The organism is Lentzea sp. NPDC020367, assembly GCF_044387305.1.
In the GTDB taxonomy this organism is placed as follows: domain Bacteria; phylum Actinomycetota; class Actinomycetes; order Mycobacteriales; family Pseudonocardiaceae; genus Lentzea.
This window is the reverse complement of sequence record NZ_JBIRVV010000010.1, coordinates 118,599-135,269: the sequence shown is the minus strand read 5'-3', so window position 1 is coordinate 135,269 and position 16,671 is coordinate 118,599. Positions and strand designations below refer to the sequence as shown.

Below are 16,671 nucleotides of genomic sequence, written 5' to 3'. Positions count from 1 at the left end.
TCCGTGCCACGCGAAACTGGGGGATCCCCTAGCAGGCGGGGAAGAACGACGACGCCACTCGCGGCCGACCCTCGTCGAGCCAACGTTGTCCGAGCCCGCACGGAGGCGGGTCCACGGGGAAGAACGACAACGCGACGGTGAGCAGTCGTCTCATGTCCGGGACGCTACTAGCGGCAGGGCCTGCGGACAGGGAGCCGTTCGGCCGCCGCGGTGGTGATCCGGTACCGCCGAATGCCTGGCACGGACAATCTCACAAGGGTCTTGGCGACCGTGATCGCCGCCGTGACACTGACCGGATGGAAGCGGGACTCCTCGAACAGGTCGTGAACACCGCGGACTATCCGCTGACCGAACCGGACGGCGCGGCGTGGCGGGAGGTCGTCGAACGCACCCACCGCGACCTGCACACCGTCGGGTGCAGCGTCCTGTCCGACTTCATCAGACCCGCGCTGCACGAGGACCTGAGGCGGGAGGGCGCCGAGATCGCCCCGCGCGCCTACTACGACGTCGAGACCGTCAACGCCTACAACATCGACGTCGACACCCCGCTGCCGCCAGAGCACCCCGGCCGCACGACGATGGAGCGCGGCAACGCGTTCGTCGCCCGCGACGTCGTCCCGCGCGACGCGATCATCCACCAGCTCTACACCAGCGAGGTGTTCCAGCGGTTCGTCGCCGCGTGCTTCGAACTGCCGGAACTGCACGAGCTGGCCGACCCGCTGTCCGGCCTGGTGCTGAACGTGATCCCGCCCGGCCGCGCGCACCCGTGGCACTTCGACACCAACGAGTTCACCGTCAGCATGCTGACCCAGGCACCCGAGGGCGGCGGTGAGTTCCAGTACTGCCCGAACATCCGGTCGGCGGACGAGGAGAACCTCGACGACGTCCGCGCGGTGCTCGCCGGCGACGACCAGCTCGTGCAACGACTCGCGCTGCGCGTCGGCGACCTCCAGCTGTTCAAGGGCCGCTACTCGCTGCACCAGGTCAGCACGGTCCGGGGCGACCGGCAGCGGCACACGGCGATCTTCGCCTACAGCCTGCGGCCCGGTGTCGTCGGAACGGTGGCGCGGACGCGGCAGCTGTTCGGCAGGGTCCTGCCCGAACACCTGGCGGCAGAGGGCGACGGCGTGCGAGTGGACGAGCGACTGGCCTGAGGGAGACACGTGCGATTCGACGCGACCGGCAAAGTCGAGCTCGACCACATCTACACCCAGCCCGACCCGCGCTCGTACTTCTCGTCGTTGCGGGGGCTCGAGTACCAGATCCCGCAGCTGGCCAAGCCGCATTTCACGGCGTTGGTCGAGGAGTACCGGGCCACGACGGGGATCGACACCCCGACAGTGCTCGACATCGGCAGCTCGTACGGCATCAACGCGGCGCTGCTGCGGTGTGACCTGACGATGGAAGACCTGTACGACCGCTACGACCTGGACGCACGGTCGTCCGCCGAGGTGCTGGCCGACGACCAGGAGCTCGTGCGCGAACGCGGGAAGGCGATCCCGGCGCGGTTCGTCGGCCTGGACATCTCCTCGCCGGCGTTGAGCTACGCGACCGCCGCCGGGTTCCTCGACGACGCCGTGCTCGCCGACCTCGAACGCGCCGAGCCCACCCCGGAGCAGCGGCGCAAGCTGGCGGACGTCGACCTGGTGATCTCGACCGGCAGCCTCGGTTACGTCGGCGCGCCCACGCTGGCGCGCGTGGTGCAGGCCGGCGGGGCGCACTGGATGGCCCACTTCGTGCTGCGGATGTTCCCGTTCGACGAGATCGAGGCGAGTCTCGCTCAGCTCGGTTACGAGACCGTGCGGGCGGACGGGCTGTTCCGGCAGCGGCGGTTCATCTCGGCCGAGGAGCAGTCGCGGGTGCTCGACACGCTGACCGACGTGGGCGTGGACCCGAGCGGCCTGGAGGACGGCGGCTGGTTCTACGCTCAGCTCTACCTGTCCAAACGACCTATCGAACGCACCTGAGGTGATTGTGAGCGACGGCAAGACGTTCAGCTACGAGGACCAGCTTCCGAGGGTGCCCCTGCCGACGCTGGAGGAGACCTGCGCGCGGTTCCTCGAGTGGTGCACCCCGCTGCTGACCGACGCCGAACTGGCGACCACCGAGGCCGCCGTCGAGCAGTTCCTCGCACCGGACAGCACGGCCCGGTCACTGCACGCCGCGCTGGAGGAGTTCGACGGCACCGAGGGCGTCCGCAGCTGGCTCGACCTCTTCTGGCCGACCCGCTACCTCGGCCGCCGCGACCGGATCGCGTTGAACGCCAACTTCTTCTTCCTCTTCCGCGACGTCGAGGAGACGCAGGAGCAGCGGGCCGCGGCGTTGATCTCCGCCGCCGTCGCCTACAAGGTGCGGCTCGACGCCGAGGCGATCCCGCCGGTCGTGCTGCGCGGCGAACCGCAGTCCATGGTGCAGAACAAGTTCCTGTTCTCCGCCACCCGGATCCCGCACGTGCAGCAGGACACCGCGCGCACGACGTTCCCGTCGGACGCGCGGCACGTCGTGGTCTTCTTCCGCGGCAACGCCTTCAAGATGGACGTGTTCGGGCCGGACGGCGTGCCGCACGACCTCGGCGACCTGGCCGGCGGCCTGCAGACGATCATGAAGGCGGACCGGGCGGAGTTCTCGGCCGGGCCGCTGACCACCAAGGCGCGGGCGGCGTGGGCGCACAGCCGCGAGGCGCTGCTGGCGGACAACGCCGCCGCGCTGGAGACGATCGAGACGGCGTTGTTCTGCGTGGCGCTGGAGGACTTCGCACCCGCCGACACGCTGGCCGCGTGCGACCAGCTGCTGCACGGCGACAGCGCGAACCGGTGGTTCGACAAGGCGGTGACGTTCATCGTCTTCGCGGACGGCCGGGCAGGCATCAACGTCGAGCACTGCGAGCTGGACGGCACCACCATCCTCGCGTTCACCGACGCGATGCTGAGCGTGCCGACCGAGGAACACCTCCGGGTGTCCGGCGCTCGCCCGCAAGGGCTGCCCGCGACCGAGCCGGTCGAGTTCGTCCTCTCCGAGGAGCTGCGCGAGGACGCGGTGGCGGCCGCGGCGTCGTTCGCCCAGTACGGCGCGGACACGGCGACCGTGACGCTGTCGTTCGAGGACTTCGGCAAGCAGCGCGCGAAGGAGCTGAAGATCTCGCCGGACGCGTTCGTGCAGATGGCGTACCAGCTCGCGCACCAGCGGTCGAAGGGCTTGCAGGGTGCGACGTACGAGTCGATCGGCACCCGGCAGTTCCAGAACGGCCGGACCGAGGCGATGCGCGTGGTGACGCCGGAAGTGGTCGCGTTCGTGTCCACTGTGGAGGATCCGTCGTCCTCGCGGGCCGACCGTCGCGCGGCGTTCCGGGCAGCGGCGGACGCGCACGTACGACGCGCCAAGGAGTGCCAGGTGGGGTCGGCGCCCGAGCAGCACCTGTGGGAGCTGCAACTGATCCACAAGCGGCGCGGCGGCACGGAACCGTTGCCGCTGTACGACACGCCGGGCTGGACGATCATGCGCGACGACTACCTGAGCACCAGCTCGGCACCGTCGGAGCACATCCAGTACTTCGGTTTCGGCTCGACCAGCGCCAAGTGCATCGGCGTCGCGTACGTGCTGTTGCCGGACCGCTTCAACCTCTACCTGAGCACGCCCCGGCCGGTCGCCGAGGAGATGCACAGGTTCGCGACCTACCTCGGTGAGGCCATCACCGAGTTGCAGGACCTGCTCGCCACCGAGGACTGACCTTCCCGCTCGGGTCGTCGACGGGCCGCTCTCGGGCGTGATGAACTGAATCTCGCCCGCTGTCGATCTGGCGTCCCCCTCATCCGTCGTAGGGTGGAGGCCGCCCGCCGAGGGCGGCCCGTACCCGAGGGGTCGAAGACATGGCGAAGTACATGATCCTCATCTACGGCAACGCCGCACAGTGGGACGCTATGACCGCAGAGCAGTGGCACGCGCACAACGAAGGCCATGCGGCGTTCGCGGCCAAGGCCGGCGCCCGAGTTCTCGACGGCCGACAGCTCGAGAACACCCCCATGGCCACCTCCCTGCGCGCGGACGTACACGGCGAGGTCCACACCACCGACGGCCCGTTCCTCGAGACCAAGGAGGGAATCGGCGGCTACTACCTCCTCGAAGCGTCCGACCTGGACGAGGTGCTCGAACTGGCCCGGCTTCTGCCGGAACTCAACTACACGCACAGCGGCCTGGAGATCCGTCCAGTGGTCGAGCGCGGGTGAGCGACACCAGAGACGACGTCGTCGCGGCGGTGGCCGAGGCCTACCGCCGCGACTGGGCGGTGGTGCTCAGCGCGACCGCCAAGCTGACCAGAGACCTCGACCGGGCCGAGGAGTACACCCAGGACGCCTACACCCAAGCCCTGCAGACGTGGGAAGCGGCGGGCATCCCGGAGCGGCCAGGTGCCTGGCTGACCACCACCGCCCGCAACCGAGCCCTGGACGCACTGCGCCGCGACTCGGTTTTTCGCCGCAGCATGCCCCTGCTGGTCACCGACTCGACGACGCAAGGGCCCGAGGACGTCCTGAACGACGACCGGCTCCGGCTCATCTTCACGTGCACCCATCCCGCACTGTCGACGGACGCCCAGGTGGTGCTGACGTTGCGCCTGGTGTGCGGCCTGTCCACCCCTGAGGTCGCCAGGGCGTTCCTCGTGCCGCCCGCCACCATGGCGGCCCGCATCACCAGGGCCAAGAAGAAGATCGCCGCCGCCCGCATCCCGTACCGCGTGCCGGGCCCGGACCAGCTGGGGGAACGGGTCGGTGCGGTCCTGGAGGTCGTCCACCTCATCTTCACGACCGGCCACACCGCCCCGTTCGGCGCCGGCCTGATCCGCCGCGACCTGACCGACAGCGCCATCAGGCTCGCGCGCCTGCTGCACCTGCTCATGCCGATGAACGCCGAGATCACCGCCCTGCTGGCCCTGCTGGTGCTCAACGAGGCCCGCCAGGACACCAGAGTGGCCGACGACGGCCGCTTGCTGCTGCTGTCCGAACAGGACCGCACACGCTGGGACCGCCAACTCATCGCCGAGGGGCAGGCCTTGCTGACCGAAGCCCTGCTCCGGTGCCCACCGACCCGTTACGCCCTGCAGGCCGCGATCGCCGCCCTGCACGCGGAAGCTCCGAACTGGACCGACACCGACTGGGAAGAGGTGGTCGGTCTCTACGACCTCCTGCGCCGACTTTGGCCGTCCCCGGTGGTCGACCTCAATCGCGCTGTCGCCATCGGCATGCGCGACGGGCCTCAGGCCGGACTCGACGCGCTGGCACCGCTGCTGGCCGATCCAGCCCTGGCCACGTACCACTATCTCAGCGCCGCTCGCGCCGACCTCCTGCGCCGGCTGGAGGACTGGCCGAAGGCGGTGACGGCGTACCAGGAGGCGCTGACGCTCACCGACAACGAGGTCGAACGTGTCCATCTCACCGAACGGCTGACCGAGGTCGCGCGCAATCTGTGACAGGGCCGAAGCCCGTCGAACGGCGGACCGTGATGCCACGTGTTCGAGCACCAGATCGGCGAGAAACGCAATGAGCACGTCCGCATGCTCGGGCAACGGCTGGTGACGGCGCGCGAACTCGGCGATGTACTCACGGCGGACCTGCCGCGGGTCGGGATAAGGACGTGCACACGGCGCCTGGGACACTGGCCCTCCGACCACCCGCTAGACCAGGAGTGCACAGTGCAGCAGGGAACCGTCCGCTGGTACGACCTAGAGCGCGGCTTCGGCTTCCTCGCCCCCGACGACGGCAGCGACGACATCTTCGTGCACGTCTCGCAGGTGCAGGGCGAGGGTGCGGCCCGTGCGCTGCGCGAGGGCCAGACGGTGGAGTTCGAGCCCGGCGAGGGACCCCGCGGTCCGCAGGCGCTGCACGTCACCGTCACCGGAGACGTCGCGCCCGACGCGGCCCTGGGCGTGCTCGCCACCGTCTCCTGGTACGAGCCGGCCAAGGGCTACGGGTTCGCCGCGCCGGACGGCGGGGGTGCGGAGGTGTTCGTGCACTCCTCCGCCATCGTCACCGGGGGCGTCCTCGCGGCCGGGCAGCGGGTGGCCTTCGTCGTCATCGCCGGGGAGAAGGGGCCGCAGGCCCAGCACCTGGTACCGCTGAGCTTCGACGCCGGGGTCCGCCGAGCCCCTCTGGTCGCGGCCGGCGACGGTGCCGACGGCTCCGTCCTGTGGTTCGACGAGGAGAAGTCGTTCGGCTTCGCGGCCGCCGACGACGGGGAGGGCGACGTCTTCCTGCACGTGCGCGCCCTGGTCGACGACCGGTACCTGCCGGAAGAGGGTGACCGGGTCTCGTTCACCACGGTCACCGCGGACCAGGGTCGTCAGGCGCGCGACGTGCGGTTCGTGGCCACCGGCGAGCCGGTGGAGGCCGCCGCGGCCCCCAGCCAGGCCCGTCCGGCCGCCCGGCCCGCAGCTCGCGGCGGCGATGGCACAGTGGCCCGCTACGACGGCGACCGCGGCTTCGGCTTCATCACTCCCGACGCAGGCGGGCCCGACCTGTTCGTGCACGTCTCGGTGGTCTCCGGCGAGCCCCTGGTGGCCGGCGAGCGGGTGCGTTTCCGCATCCGGCAGAGCGACCGGGGCCCGCAGGCCGACGCCGTCGAGCGCGCCTGACCGTCCGGGACCCTGCTGCAGCCCGCGCGAAGCCGAAGGTGGCCGATGGTCGGCTCAGCCAAGTAGCGTCGGCATGTGCCAGAAGAGGGTGAGGTCATCGCCGGGCGGTACCGGCTGGTGTCGTCGATCGGGCAAGGATCCATGGGGGTGGTCTGGCAGGCGCGCGACGAGCAACTCGACCGCGTGGTCGCGGTCAAGCTGCTCAACACGGACCGGCGGTCCCCGGACGCGGTGGCGCAGATGCTGCGCGAGGGCAGGGTCGCCGGTCGGCTGCGGCACCCGCACGCGATCAGCGTTTACGAGGTCGTAGAGCACGACGGCAAGCCCTGTCTGGTGCTGGAGTACCTGCCCTCCCACAGCCTCGCGGCGCTGATCGCCGAACGGGGTGCGTTGCCGCCGGGCGTGGTCGCGGCCGTGGGCAGGCAGGTCGCCGCCGCGCTGGCGGCGGCGCACGCAGAGGGCATCGTGCACCGGGACGTCTCGACGTTCAACGTCCTGCTGGCCGAGGACGGCATCGCGAAGATCACCGACTTCGGCATCGCCCGCGCGGTCGGCGAGGGCACGGTGACCGACGCCCGCTTGATCATCGGCACGCCGGCCTTCCTGGCGCCGGAGGTGGCGGCGGGCGAGGCGGCGACGTTCGCCTCGGACGTGTTCTCCCTCGGCGCGACCCTCTACGCGGCACTGGAGGGCACACCGCCGTTCGGTGTGGACGACAACCCCTACGCGCTCCTGCAACGCGCGGTTCGGGGAGAGTTCGAGCCGCCACGGTCAGGTGGCCCGCTCGGCGAGGTGCTCCTGCGCCTCCTGCATCGTGACGCGGCCCAACGCCCGACGATGGCCGAGGCCCACAAGCTGCTCGCGGCGGTCGCGGAGGGACTGCCGCTGCCCGCCGCGCCCCCGACGAGCGGGACGCGGACGCTGCTCGTCCGCCGCCACCTGCCACGCCGGGTGATCGCGATGGTCGCCGGAGCGGCCGTCCTGGTCGCCGCCGGTGTCGTGATCGGCACCGTCGTGCAGGGCGATCGGCCCAGCAGCAGCGCCCAGACCAACTCCACCACGGTGACGACCACGGTCACGACCGCCTGCGTTGCCCGTTACGAGGTGACCAACTCGTGGCCGGGCGGCTACCAGGTCGAGGTGATCGTGGGCAACACCAGCGCAGGCGGCCTCACCGGCTGGACCATCACGTGGCAACCGGCTGCGGGCCACACCATCGGCAACCTGTGGAACGGCACCTTGACCCAGAACGCGACCGCGGTGACCGTCACCAATGCCGGCCACAACGCCGTGCTCGCTGCCGGGGGAACCACCTCGTTCGGGTTCGTCGCCGCTGGTCCCGAACCCGCTCGCCCGGCCGTGACCTGCTCCACCGCCAACTGAAGTGCTGGCTCACCGGATGCTCGACTGATCTTTCACGTCGATGCCGTCAGCACGTCGGCGGTGTCCTCCAGCACGGCGATGATCTCGTCGACGTGCAGCCGGACCGCTCCTTCGCGGTCGCCGACTCCGTCGATCCGCGAGCGCAGCCGGTACCGGAGCGTGCCGTCCGGGTGCAGCTCCGCGTCCAGGTCGTTGGTGGTGGGACCCCAGTACGCGAAGTCCGGCGACCGCCCCGCCCGGTAGCGGGCGGCGTCCGTTCGCAGCGAGTGCGCGAACTGCGGCACGTACGCCGTGTTGTCGAACGGTGTGACGATGGCGCCGTCCAGCCACAGCGTGCAGGTCCGCAGTCGTGGGGCATCCGGATCGACCGGCCCGATCTCCATCGCGAGGCGTGCCCTGTCTCCGATGAGCAGATCCGTCGCGCGCCACCGCGACACGTCGGCGTCGAAGTCGAGCGCCGCGGCCACGGCGTCCAACGTGCCCGCGGTCTCGTCTTGCTCGAGCGCGACCGACGCGGGCAGATCGGCGTAGCCCAGGTGTTCCAACGCGGCACGCAGGTTCTGGTAGTCGGCCGGCCGATCGGGATACGTGGTGTACACGCCGATGTTGCGCAGCGCCGGCACGTGCAGCCGGTCTGGTCCGGGCAGCCGAGTGCCGGACAGGTACACCCGCGCGGCCCTGTGGTGCGGCGCGGAGTAGTCGGCGGGACCCAGTTCCACGGCGAAACTCTCGCGGTCACCACAGATCCCCGAGGTCCGGACGGCGAAGGCGCCGAGCAGGTCGTCGGCCACGGCACGCCACTGCGCCGGATCCTCGCCGGTGACCCGCGCGAACCCGCTGAGGTTCGCGATGTCGGCCTTCCTGCCGGCCAGGCCCAGCAGGCCGTTGGCGCTGTGGTGGCGCACCAGCGACTCCTCGTCGAGCATCCCGCGGTGCAACGCCGCCAGCGAGCGCGGGGTGATGGGCAGCCGCCGCAGTGCCAGGGCCGCGTCGATCCGGTCACCCCAGTGCCCGAAACCTTCGAGCACGGCCGCGACCTCGGACACGTACTCGTCAGAGCCGGTCATCTCACCCAGCACCTGTGCGGTGCGCACGCGGAAGACACCGTGAGCCGACGGGAGAGCGGACCGCAGCAGAGCGACCGAGTCCGACGGCGCACGACCGAGGCGAGCCAGGCCGCCCAGCGACTCGACGGCGACGTGGTCGTGCTCGGCGACGCCCGCGCGGACCATCCGTTCCGCGCGCTGCGGCCGTCGCTCGTGCTCGGCTGTCAGAGCGTCGATGTCGGCGCCTTCGTGCCACACCAGGTACGGATCTCCGAACACCTCTCGGCGGAACTCCTGCCACGCATCGATCACCAGCGTGAGGCTAGCGGCGGGCCGGTGGGGAAGACTCGTCGTCGTGACACGAGTCGACTCGATGACGTTCGCGCTCCAGCACGCGGACCTCCTCCGCGCGCGGGCGACGGCGGCGGACTTCGACCCGCACCTGCACGGCACGTACTCGGTCGTGGTCGTCACGAGCGGAACCGCGCACATCTGGTCCAGCCGCTGGAACAGGACCGTCCGCTCCGGCGACGTGTTCTTCTTCAACCCGTTCGAGGTGCACGCGGGCAGCGCGGGCGGTCTCGCGCGGTACGACGTCCTCTACCCGTCGGAGGCGTTCCTCGACAGCTGCACCGCCGCGATCCGGCCGGACGAGATCCGGACCATCCGCACCGAGGTGATGACGCGAAGCAGGTCGACCCTGCAACTGGCCGACGCGCTGGCGGTTGCCGACAACGCGTGGATTGAGGAGTCCCTCCGGCAGGTGCTGCGGGAATGCGATTTCTCGGTCGAGTCCCCAGGGGCCACCTCGGCGTCGATCGCGCGAACGGTGTGCGACCTCGTCCGGCGGGACGGCCTGCGGTCGACCCGCACGGACGACCTCGCGCGCGAGATCGGAGTCAACCCGAGCCACCTCACGCGCTCGTTCAGGAAGGCGATCGGCATTCCCCGCAGACCTACGTCCGCCAGGTCCGCGTCGCCCGCGCCCGGGAGCTCATCTGCGCCGGGTTCGAGTTGAACGACGTCGCGCAGATGGTGCGCTTCTCCGACCAGCCCCACCTCACCCGCGAGTTCAAGAAGGTGTTCGGCGTGCCGCCGGGGGCGCTCTCCCGTGGCGTGGGCCGCTGAGACGGCGCACATCCTGTTCAAGATTTCGGCGTCCGTCGTGCCTACCGTCGGGTCGTCCGAAAGGTGGTCACGATGCCGCACGACACAAGCGCCCACGCCGGCCGTCATCCCGACGCCGCGGGCTACTACGGAGAATTCGGTGGCAACCACTGGCCCGCACACCTGGGGCCCGCGTTGGAGGAACTCGCCACCACGTACGCGCGACTGCGGTCGTCACCGGACTTCCGCCACGAGCTGGACACCGTCCGAAGAGGACTTCAGGGCAGACCGACGCCGGTGCACCACCTGGAGAACCTCTCGAACCAGCTGGGCGGCGCCCAGATCTACGTCAAACGCGAGGACCTCAACCACACCGGCGCACACAAGATCAACCACTGTGTCGGCTTCGCGCTCCTGGCCAGGAAGATGGGCAAGCGCACGCTGATCGCCGAGACGGGCGCAGGCCAGCACGGCGTCGCACTCGCCAGCGCCGCCGCCCGGTTCGGGCTCGACTGCGAGGTCCACATCGGAGCGATCGACTTCGACAAGGTGAACGCGAACGTGAGCCTCATGCGCCTGCTGGGCGCGCGGGTGGTTCCGGTCGCGTCCGGCCAGTCGACGCTGAAGGAGGCCAGCGACTCGGCGTTGCAGGCCTACACCGAGCAGCACGCCCACGCTCTCTACGCGATCGGTTCGGCCATCGGGCCGCACCCGTTCCCGATGATCGTCCGAGACTTCCAGTCGGTCGTCGGGCAGGAGGCCCGCGCGCAGTTCCTCGCGATCACCGGGGGAGCACTGCCCGACCACGTCGTCGCCTGCGTCGCCGGCGGGTCCAACGCCCTCGGGCTGTACTCCGGTTTCCTGGACCACCCCGAGGTCGCCCTGCACGCGGTCGAACCCCTCGGCAAGAGCGCCCGTCTCGGTCAGCACGCGGCCACGCTGACCTTCGGCAGCCCGGGAACGCTGCACGGGGCCCGGTCCGTCGTCCTTCAGCAGCACGGCGTGCCCGCCGCGGTGACGTCGATCGCCTCAGGCCTCGCCTATCCCGGTGTCGGTCCCGAGATGGCCATGCTGGCCCAGTCCGGCCGGCTGTCCGTCGACACCGTCTCCGACGACGAAGCGGTCGCCACGTTTCTGCGTGTCGCACGGACGGAAGGCATCATTCCGGCACTGGAGAGCTCGCACGCTCTCGCGTCCGCGATCCGGCTGGCGGCGACCAGGCCGCCGTCCGAGCGCGTGCTGGTCAACCTGTCGGGGCGCGGCGACAAGGACGTCGACTTCGTGCTGGCCAGGCACGACACGCTCAGGCAGCGTGATCATCCGTCTCCGGCGTGATGTTCTGTTCGGACACCACGGCGCCCGCCGTGTCATTCTCCGGCCCGCGAGGAGACCTGCCACACCATGAACAACCGTGGTGACGAATCCACCCCGCCGTCGATCCAGCGCCGCGACTGGCGAAGCGTGCCCGAGGCCGACTACCGGCAGATCAGGCTGCTGTGGGAGGAGGCGTTCCCGCCCGGCGAACGCAGTGCGCACGACACGGTCTCCCGTCGCGACAGCACGTGGCTGTGGACGGCCCACTCCGCCGACGGGCACCTGGTCGGGTTCGCCACGGCGCTGCGCCTGCCGTCGTCCGGCGCGGCCTACCTCGAATATCTCGCCGTGTCGCCTTCAACGCGCGGTACCGGAACAGGTGCCGCGATGCTCTCCGCGATCGCGACCGACCTCCAGGCGGAGCGGGCGGTGAACGGGATCGTGCTCGAGGTGGAGGATCCGCTTCGCACGCCAGGACGTGATCCACTTCTGGCGCGGCGAGTGGCCTTCTACGAACGGTGGGGCGCGCGGCCGGTGCCGTCGCTGCACGACTACTTCATGCCCGACCAAGCGAATCCCGGCGGACTGGTGCCGATGACCCTGCTGTGGCGAGGAATCCGCGACGAGTCCATGCTCACCCCTGATGGCGTGGCGAGCGTGCTCACCGACCTCTACCGCGGCTATTACGCGCACGCCGCATCGGAAGACCACCTCGAGAACATGCTGGAGCGCGTGACACCCGCTGTCCCGTGATCCGAACCGGGCGGCATCCTCGCCACCCCCGCGAGCTGCCGCAACCCGGCTCTCGGCCGAAAGTACGAAATGGCGTCTCGGGCTGTCCCAGCCTCTCCTCACCGGTCCTACGGTCGTGATCATGACTGCTGCAACGGGTAGGACCACTCCACCGCGGACCGTGAACGCCGCCTTCGCCGGGTTCCTGGTGTCGTGCGTCTTCGCGGTGACGTCCATCGGTGTCCTGGCGGGCACGCACGACGACCTGGTCGACGCGCTGAGGGCCTCGGGTACGCAGATGACCGAGGAACAGCTGCAGAGCGCGGCCACCATCACCCAGGTGACGTTCGCGGGCGTCGCACTGGTGATCGCACTGGTGCAGCTGTGGCTCGCGTTCAAGGTCCGCGCCGGGCGCAACTGGGCGCGGATCGTGCTGACCGTGTTCACGGTGGTGCAGGTGGGCAGCCTGTTCGTGGGGCAGGGATCGCCGACGCTGCCCGCGTACGGAGGGGCGCTCGTGGCCGCGCTCGCGGTCGTGGCGAGCTACCTGCCCGCGTCCAACGAGTACTTCGACGCCGTGAAGCACACGCGATAGCGGAGAATGCCCGCATGATCGCCGCAGGGGGAGCTCCGGCACGGCGCGGCGTGTTCGTCGCGGAGGTCACCGTCCTGGTGGTGGCGGTCGTGGTGGACGCGGTGCTGGCGACCGGCGGGGACACGCCGCGGGGAGTGCTCGGGCCGTTGCTCACCATGGTGGTGCCGTACGCGGGGGAGGCGACGGCGGTCCTCGCGGTGTTGCGCCGCAGGTTCCCACACCGGATCGAGCTGCTCGGCGGCGCGGCCATTGCGCTCTCCCTGCTCGGCACGGCCGCGGGTGGTCTCATCGCTCGGGTTCCCGAGCAGCCACCGGTGACGGAGGTGCTGGCCGTGCTGCTGCTGGCGGGAGCGGGATGCCGCAGGCTGCCTCCCGTCCGGGCGGCCGTGCTCGCCGTCGCCGCCTGCACCGCCGTCGTGCTCGCGCCGATCGCCCGGTACGGACTCGGCTTCCCGGCCGCGCTGTTCCCCGTGGCCGCCGCGCTGGCGTGGGGCGCGGCGGTCGCGCTGGGCCTGATCCTCCGCGACGCCGACGCCCGGCACCGCCGCGAGCTGGAGCGGATCCGCACCGAGGACCGCCTCCAGCTCGCCCGCGACCTGCACGACCTGGTGACCCACCACGTCACCGGGATCGTCGTGCGGACCCGTGCGGCGCAGGCACTCGCCGAGAACCCGGCGGCACCGCACCAGAACCCGCTCGACGTCTACGACGAGATCGAACAGGCGGCGGCCGAGGCGTTGACGGCGACCCGCGGCCTCGTCGGCGTGCTGCGCAGCGACGAACCACTGCCGTCCCCGAGCCTCGTGCTCGGCGACGTGGTGCGAGCCGCGGTGGGGGAGCACGCGTCCGTGCGAGTGGCCGGCGACCTCGACGGCCTGCTGCTCCCGGCGCAGGTGTCCGTTGCGCTGCACCGGGTTCTGCTGGAAGCGCTGACCAACGCGCGCCGGCACGCAAGGGCCGTGGACGTGCGCGTCACGGCCAGGTCCGACGAGGACGAGCTCGTGGTGGAGATCGACAACGACGGCGTACCGGGCGGCGAACCGGCGGAAGGCGGGCACGGCATCATCGGCATGACGGAACGGATGGCCGCGTTGGGCGGAACGGTGACCGCGGGCCCGCACGGTGAGAACGGCTGGCGGGTCACGGCGAGACTGCCGCGCGAGTCCGGCGCGCCGCCGAGGGGGATCTGATGACGATCCGCGTGCTGATCGCGGATGACCAGACCCTGGTCCGCACCGGCTTCCGGCTGATCCTGGACGCCGAGCCGGGCATCACGGTGATCAGCGAGGCCGAGGACGGGGAGTCGGCGGTGCGCCTGGCGCGGCAGCTGCGCCCGGACGTGACGTTGATGGACATCCGGATGCCGAAGCTCGACGGCCTGCGGGCCACCGAGTTGCTCGCGGGCCCAGGGGTCGAGGACCCGTTGCGGGTGCTCGTGGTCACCACCTACGACGTGGACGAGAACGTCTACGCGGCGCTGCTCGCCGGAGCGTGCGGGTTCCTGGTCAAGGACGCCCGGCCGAGGCTGCTGGTGGAGGCGGTGCACGCCGCGGTCAGGGGCGAGGCGATGGTCTCGCCCGCCGTCACGGTCCGGCTGCTCCAGCACTTCACCGCCGGCGCCGGCACCGACCGGCCGCACACCCCGCTGACCGGTCGCGAGCTGGACGTGGTGCTGGCGGTGGGCCGCGGTGCGACCAACGCCGAGATCGCCGACCGCCTGCACATCTCGCTGTCGACGGTGAAGTCGCACCTCGCGCACGTCCAGGAGAAGATCGGCGCGCGCAACCGCACCGAGACCGCGATCTGGGCGTGGCGCACCGGCCTGCTCAGGTGACTGCCGGCCGCCGCACCACCACGGTCCCCGCGACCATGTCCCCGAGGCGCTGGTGGCGTGGCGTCACAGCGATCAGCACCGCGCCGACCAGGCCCATGAAGAGCCCGTCCACCACCATCAACAGCCACCGCACGAAGTAGTCCCGCAACGACGGCTCACCGCCGCGCAGCGTCGTGATCCGGATGCCCAGCCACCGCATCGCCGGCGTCGACCCGCCGTGCCGGTACGGGTACCAGATCTCGATCCACAGCACCCCGAGAAACGACACGACCGCGATGGAGCTCACCGCGATGTAGGGGAAGTGCTCAGCGGGCATGCCGAGCTTGACGAGTCCCAGCGACAGCAGGACACCGGGGACGAGACCCAGCACGGCCGCGACGACCAGCAGTGCGAACTCGATGACGTGCTGCGAATACCGGCGGAGGACGATCGACCGTGCTTCGGCATCGAGGGCCACCGGCACATCTTGTCGGTGCACCGGTCGGGTTGTCCATTGTCGCCCGACGCCGCAGGACGCGAGAGCTGACCCCGCACGAACTCACGTCGGCGAAGGTGGCATCCCGCGGGTCTTCGGGGTGGCCGAGGTTCGGCGTGGGCCGGCTTGTCCTCCGAGTTCGGCACGACGTCTGCGGTTGATCGAGTTGAGAACGAGCAACGTCAGCATCAGCAGCCCAAAACCGATGCTGATGCCGCTCAGGGCCGCGATGATCGGCGGCCAGTCGCGGTCCGGCGGCGCGGTGACGGTCGTGACCAGGTCCCTGGGCGGCGGACTGGAGAAACCCGGGGACTCGGAGGGCAGCACCGCGGTCAGGGCGGCCACCGGGTTCACCATGCCGAAGCCGATCCGGTGGTCCCTGCCGGACGTGTTGCCGGGGTGCAGCGCGGTGGCCTTGAGCCGGTCCATCACCTGGCGCGCCTTGAGGTCCGGGAACCGCTCGCGCACCAGCGCGGTGATACCCGCGACGTACGGGGCGGCGAAACTCGTCCCCTGGATCTTCCCCACGCCGTCGGCTTTCACGTTCGCGTTGGTCAGGCCGGTGCCCTTGGGGTCGACGGAGATGATCTCCTCACCGGGTGCGGCGATGCTGACCCACGGGCCCCAGACGCTGAAGCCCGACACCTCACCGGAGCGCGCCATCGACGCCACCGACAGCACGTCGTCGGCGAACCACGCGGGCGACGAGACCGAGTTGACGATCGCCGGGTCCAGGTTGTTGTTCTGCAGCGGACAGCCGGCCTTGCTGTCGAGGTTGCCGGCCGCCGTCACGATCACGGTGTTCTTGACGTCGACCGCGTACCGGATCGCGGCCTGCAGTGCTTGGTCGTCCGCGCTCAAGTCCTTGGGGGCGCCACAGTTCGTCAGGGAGATGTTGACGACCCCGGCGCCCTGGTCCGCGGCGCGCACGACGGCCTGTGCCAGCGTCGAGACCTTGCCCGCGGACGTCCGCTTGGCCCTGGTGGCGTCACCCTTGAACTCGAAGCGGTCGCTGGTCTGGCGGATCGCCAGGATCGTCGCTTCCGGTGCGGCGCCGACGAAGTCGCCCTCGGTCCTGGCCGCCGCGGCGACGCCGGCCACCTCGGTGCCGTGGCCGTCGCAGTCGTCCGCGCCGTTCCTGTTCCCGCTGACGTACTCACCGCTGGGCACGACCCGGTTGCCGAAGCGGGGGTTGCGCGGGTCGACACCGGTGTCGATGATCGCGATCTTGACGCCCTTGCCGGTCGCGAACCGGTGTGCCTGCTGGAGGTTCAGGTGGACCTGGCCCCACGGCATGTACTCGATCAGTTCGTTCTTGGTGTCGGACTCGACGCAGCCCTTGCCGGTGGGTGTGTACGGCACGTCCGGCCCGCCCGTGTCCCGCGGCGGCGGGGTCCCGGGCGGTAGCGCCTGCGGCACCGAGTTCGGCTGGTCTCCTGATGACGGCGGTGGCGCGGAAGCCGCTGGAACCGCTCCCGTCAGCAACAACAACGCGGTGATCGCCGTCGCCGTGGCATGGCGGAACCCCGTGGTAACGACCTTCACCTGTGACCCCCCGGTCCT

Annotated in this window: 18 protein-coding genes and 1 pseudogene; 15 read left to right on the top strand and 4 right to left on the bottom strand. The window is 70.6% G+C overall.

The window, feature by feature from the left end; translation table 11 throughout:
- Positions 1-28 precede the first annotated feature (28 nt).
- Positions 29-154, bottom strand: a complete 126-nt coding sequence (locus ACH413_RS34240) for a hypothetical protein (RefSeq protein ID WP_360044986.1) — start codon at positions 152-154, stop codon at positions 29-31.
- 142 nt (positions 155-296) lie between these two features.
- Here ACH413_RS34240 and ACH413_RS34235 point away from each other — a divergent pair, with 142 nt between their 5' ends.
- From ACH413_RS34235 to ACH413_RS34200, 8 genes and pseudogenes are all read left to right on the top strand, one after another.
- Positions 297-1,154 carry an arpA protein gene (locus ACH413_RS34235; protein WP_360044983.1) on the top strand — a complete coding sequence of 286 codons (858 nt, stop codon included), beginning with the start codon at positions 297-299 and terminating at the stop codon, positions 1,152-1,154.
- Positions 1,155-1,163: 9 nt separating this feature from the next.
- Positions 1,164-1,967 carry a class I SAM-dependent methyltransferase gene (locus ACH413_RS34230; RefSeq protein WP_360044980.1) on the top strand — a complete coding sequence of 268 codons (804 nt, stop codon included), beginning with the start codon at positions 1,164-1,166 and terminating at the stop codon, positions 1,965-1,967.
- A 1-nt stretch (position 1,968) separates the two neighbouring features.
- Positions 1,969-3,726 (top strand): choline/carnitine O-acyltransferase, encoded by a 1,758-nt coding sequence (locus ACH413_RS34225; protein ID WP_396425410.1) that lies wholly within the window; start codon positions 1,969-1,971, stop codon positions 3,724-3,726.
- A gap of 140 nt (positions 3,727-3,866) precedes the next feature.
- Positions 3,867-4,223: a YciI family protein gene (locus ACH413_RS34220; RefSeq protein ID WP_360044975.1), complete on the top strand. Its 357-nt coding sequence runs from the start codon at positions 3,867-3,869 to the stop codon at positions 4,221-4,223.
- Positions 4,220-5,461 carry a sigma-70 family RNA polymerase sigma factor gene (locus ACH413_RS34215; RefSeq protein ID WP_360044972.1) on the top strand — a complete coding sequence of 414 codons (1,242 nt, stop codon included), beginning with the start codon at positions 4,220-4,222 and terminating at the stop codon, positions 5,459-5,461. The genes ACH413_RS34220 and ACH413_RS34215 overlap by 4 nt, the downstream gene beginning before the upstream one ends.
- Positions 5,462-5,683: 222 nt before the next feature.
- Positions 5,684-5,887: pseudogene (locus ACH413_RS34210) on the top strand (cold-shock protein); the annotation flags it as partial.
- A gap of 30 nt (positions 5,888-5,917) precedes the next feature.
- On the top strand, positions 5,918-6,622 hold the full coding sequence (locus tag ACH413_RS34205) for a cold-shock protein (RefSeq protein ID WP_396425424.1): 705 nt from the start codon (positions 5,918-5,920) through the stop codon (positions 6,620-6,622).
- A 75-nt stretch (positions 6,623-6,697) separates the two neighbouring features.
- A complete protein-coding gene (locus ACH413_RS34200; RefSeq protein ID WP_360044970.1) occupies positions 6,698-8,005 on the top strand; it encodes a protein kinase in 1,308 nt (435 codons plus the stop codon).
- A gap of 32 nt (positions 8,006-8,037) precedes the next feature.
- On the opposite strand, the gene ACH413_RS34195 is transcribed toward ACH413_RS34200, so the two are convergent.
- A complete protein-coding gene (locus ACH413_RS34195; protein WP_360044967.1) occupies positions 8,038-9,363 on the bottom strand; it encodes a hypothetical protein in 1,326 nt (441 codons plus the stop codon).
- Between the two features lie 43 nt (positions 9,364-9,406).
- On the opposite strand from ACH413_RS34195, the gene ACH413_RS34190 reads away from it, so the two are divergent.
- The 7 genes from ACH413_RS34190 to ACH413_RS34160 all read left to right on the top strand — a co-directional run bounded on the left by ACH413_RS34190 (position 9,407) and on the right by ACH413_RS34160 (position 14,633).
- Positions 9,407-10,069, top strand: a complete 663-nt coding sequence (locus ACH413_RS34190) for an AraC family ligand binding domain-containing protein (RefSeq protein ID WP_360044964.1) — start codon at positions 9,407-9,409, stop codon at positions 10,067-10,069.
- Complete coding sequence (locus ACH413_RS34185) at positions 10,048-10,179, top strand: AraC family transcriptional regulator (RefSeq protein ID WP_360045104.1); 132 nt, start codon at positions 10,048-10,050, stop codon at positions 10,177-10,179. The genes ACH413_RS34190 and ACH413_RS34185 overlap by 22 nt, the downstream gene beginning before the upstream one ends.
- A gap of 72 nt (positions 10,180-10,251) precedes the next feature.
- Positions 10,252-11,493, top strand: a complete 1,242-nt coding sequence (gene trpB, locus ACH413_RS34180; RefSeq protein ID WP_360044961.1) for a tryptophan synthase subunit beta — start codon at positions 10,252-10,254, stop codon at positions 11,491-11,493.
- Between the two features lie 66 nt (positions 11,494-11,559).
- Entirely contained in the window at positions 11,560-12,225 is a 666-nt protein-coding gene (locus ACH413_RS34175; RefSeq protein ID WP_360044958.1) for a GNAT family N-acetyltransferase, read from the top strand.
- Between the two features lie 121 nt (positions 12,226-12,346).
- Entirely contained in the window at positions 12,347-12,799 is a 453-nt protein-coding gene (locus ACH413_RS34170; RefSeq protein ID WP_360044955.1) for a hypothetical protein, read from the top strand.
- Between the two features lie 14 nt (positions 12,800-12,813).
- A complete protein-coding gene (locus ACH413_RS34165; protein ID WP_360044952.1) occupies positions 12,814-13,989 on the top strand; it encodes a histidine kinase in 1,176 nt (391 codons plus the stop codon).
- Positions 13,989-14,633 (top strand): response regulator transcription factor, encoded by a 645-nt coding sequence (locus tag ACH413_RS34160; protein WP_360044949.1) that lies wholly within the window; start codon positions 13,989-13,991, stop codon positions 14,631-14,633. The genes ACH413_RS34165 and ACH413_RS34160 overlap by 1 nt, the downstream gene beginning before the upstream one ends.
- On the opposite strand, the gene ACH413_RS34155 is transcribed toward ACH413_RS34160, so the two are convergent.
- Positions 14,626-15,090, bottom strand: coding sequence for an RDD family protein (locus ACH413_RS34155; protein WP_360044946.1), 465 nt, complete (start codon positions 15,088-15,090; stop codon positions 14,626-14,628). The two genes, ACH413_RS34160 and ACH413_RS34155, sit on opposite strands and share 8 nt — an antisense overlap.
- An 81-nt stretch (positions 15,091-15,171) precedes the next feature.
- Positions 15,172-16,653, bottom strand: a complete 1,482-nt coding sequence (gene mycP, locus ACH413_RS34150; RefSeq protein WP_360044943.1) for a type VII secretion-associated serine protease mycosin — start codon at positions 16,651-16,653, stop codon at positions 15,172-15,174.
- Between the last annotated feature and the right edge of the window lie 18 nt (positions 16,654-16,671).

Coding starts and splice junctions, on each gene's coding strand:
- ACH413_RS34170 (WP_360044955.1), top strand. CDS start 12,347: ATGACTGCTGCAACGGGTAGGACCACTCCACCGCGGACCGTGAACGCC.
- ACH413_RS34175 (WP_360044958.1), top strand. CDS start 11,560: ATGAACAACCGTGGTGACGAATCCACCCCGCCGTCGATCCAGCGCCGC.
- ACH413_RS34165 (WP_360044952.1), top strand. CDS start 12,814: ATGATCGCCGCAGGGGGAGCTCCGGCACGGCGCGGCGTGTTCGTCGCG.
- ACH413_RS34235 (WP_360044983.1), top strand. CDS start 297: ATGGAAGCGGGACTCCTCGAACAGGTCGTGAACACCGCGGACTATCCG.
- ACH413_RS34240 (WP_360044986.1), bottom strand. CDS start 154: ATGAGACGACTGCTCACCGTCGCGTTGTCGTTCTTCCCCGTGGACCCG.
- trpB (WP_360044961.1), top strand. CDS start 10,252: ATGCCGCACGACACAAGCGCCCACGCCGGCCGTCATCCCGACGCCGCG.
- ACH413_RS34220 (WP_360044975.1), top strand. CDS start 3,867: ATGGCGAAGTACATGATCCTCATCTACGGCAACGCCGCACAGTGGGAC.
- ACH413_RS34160 (WP_360044949.1), top strand. CDS start 13,989: ATGACGATCCGCGTGCTGATCGCGGATGACCAGACCCTGGTCCGCACC.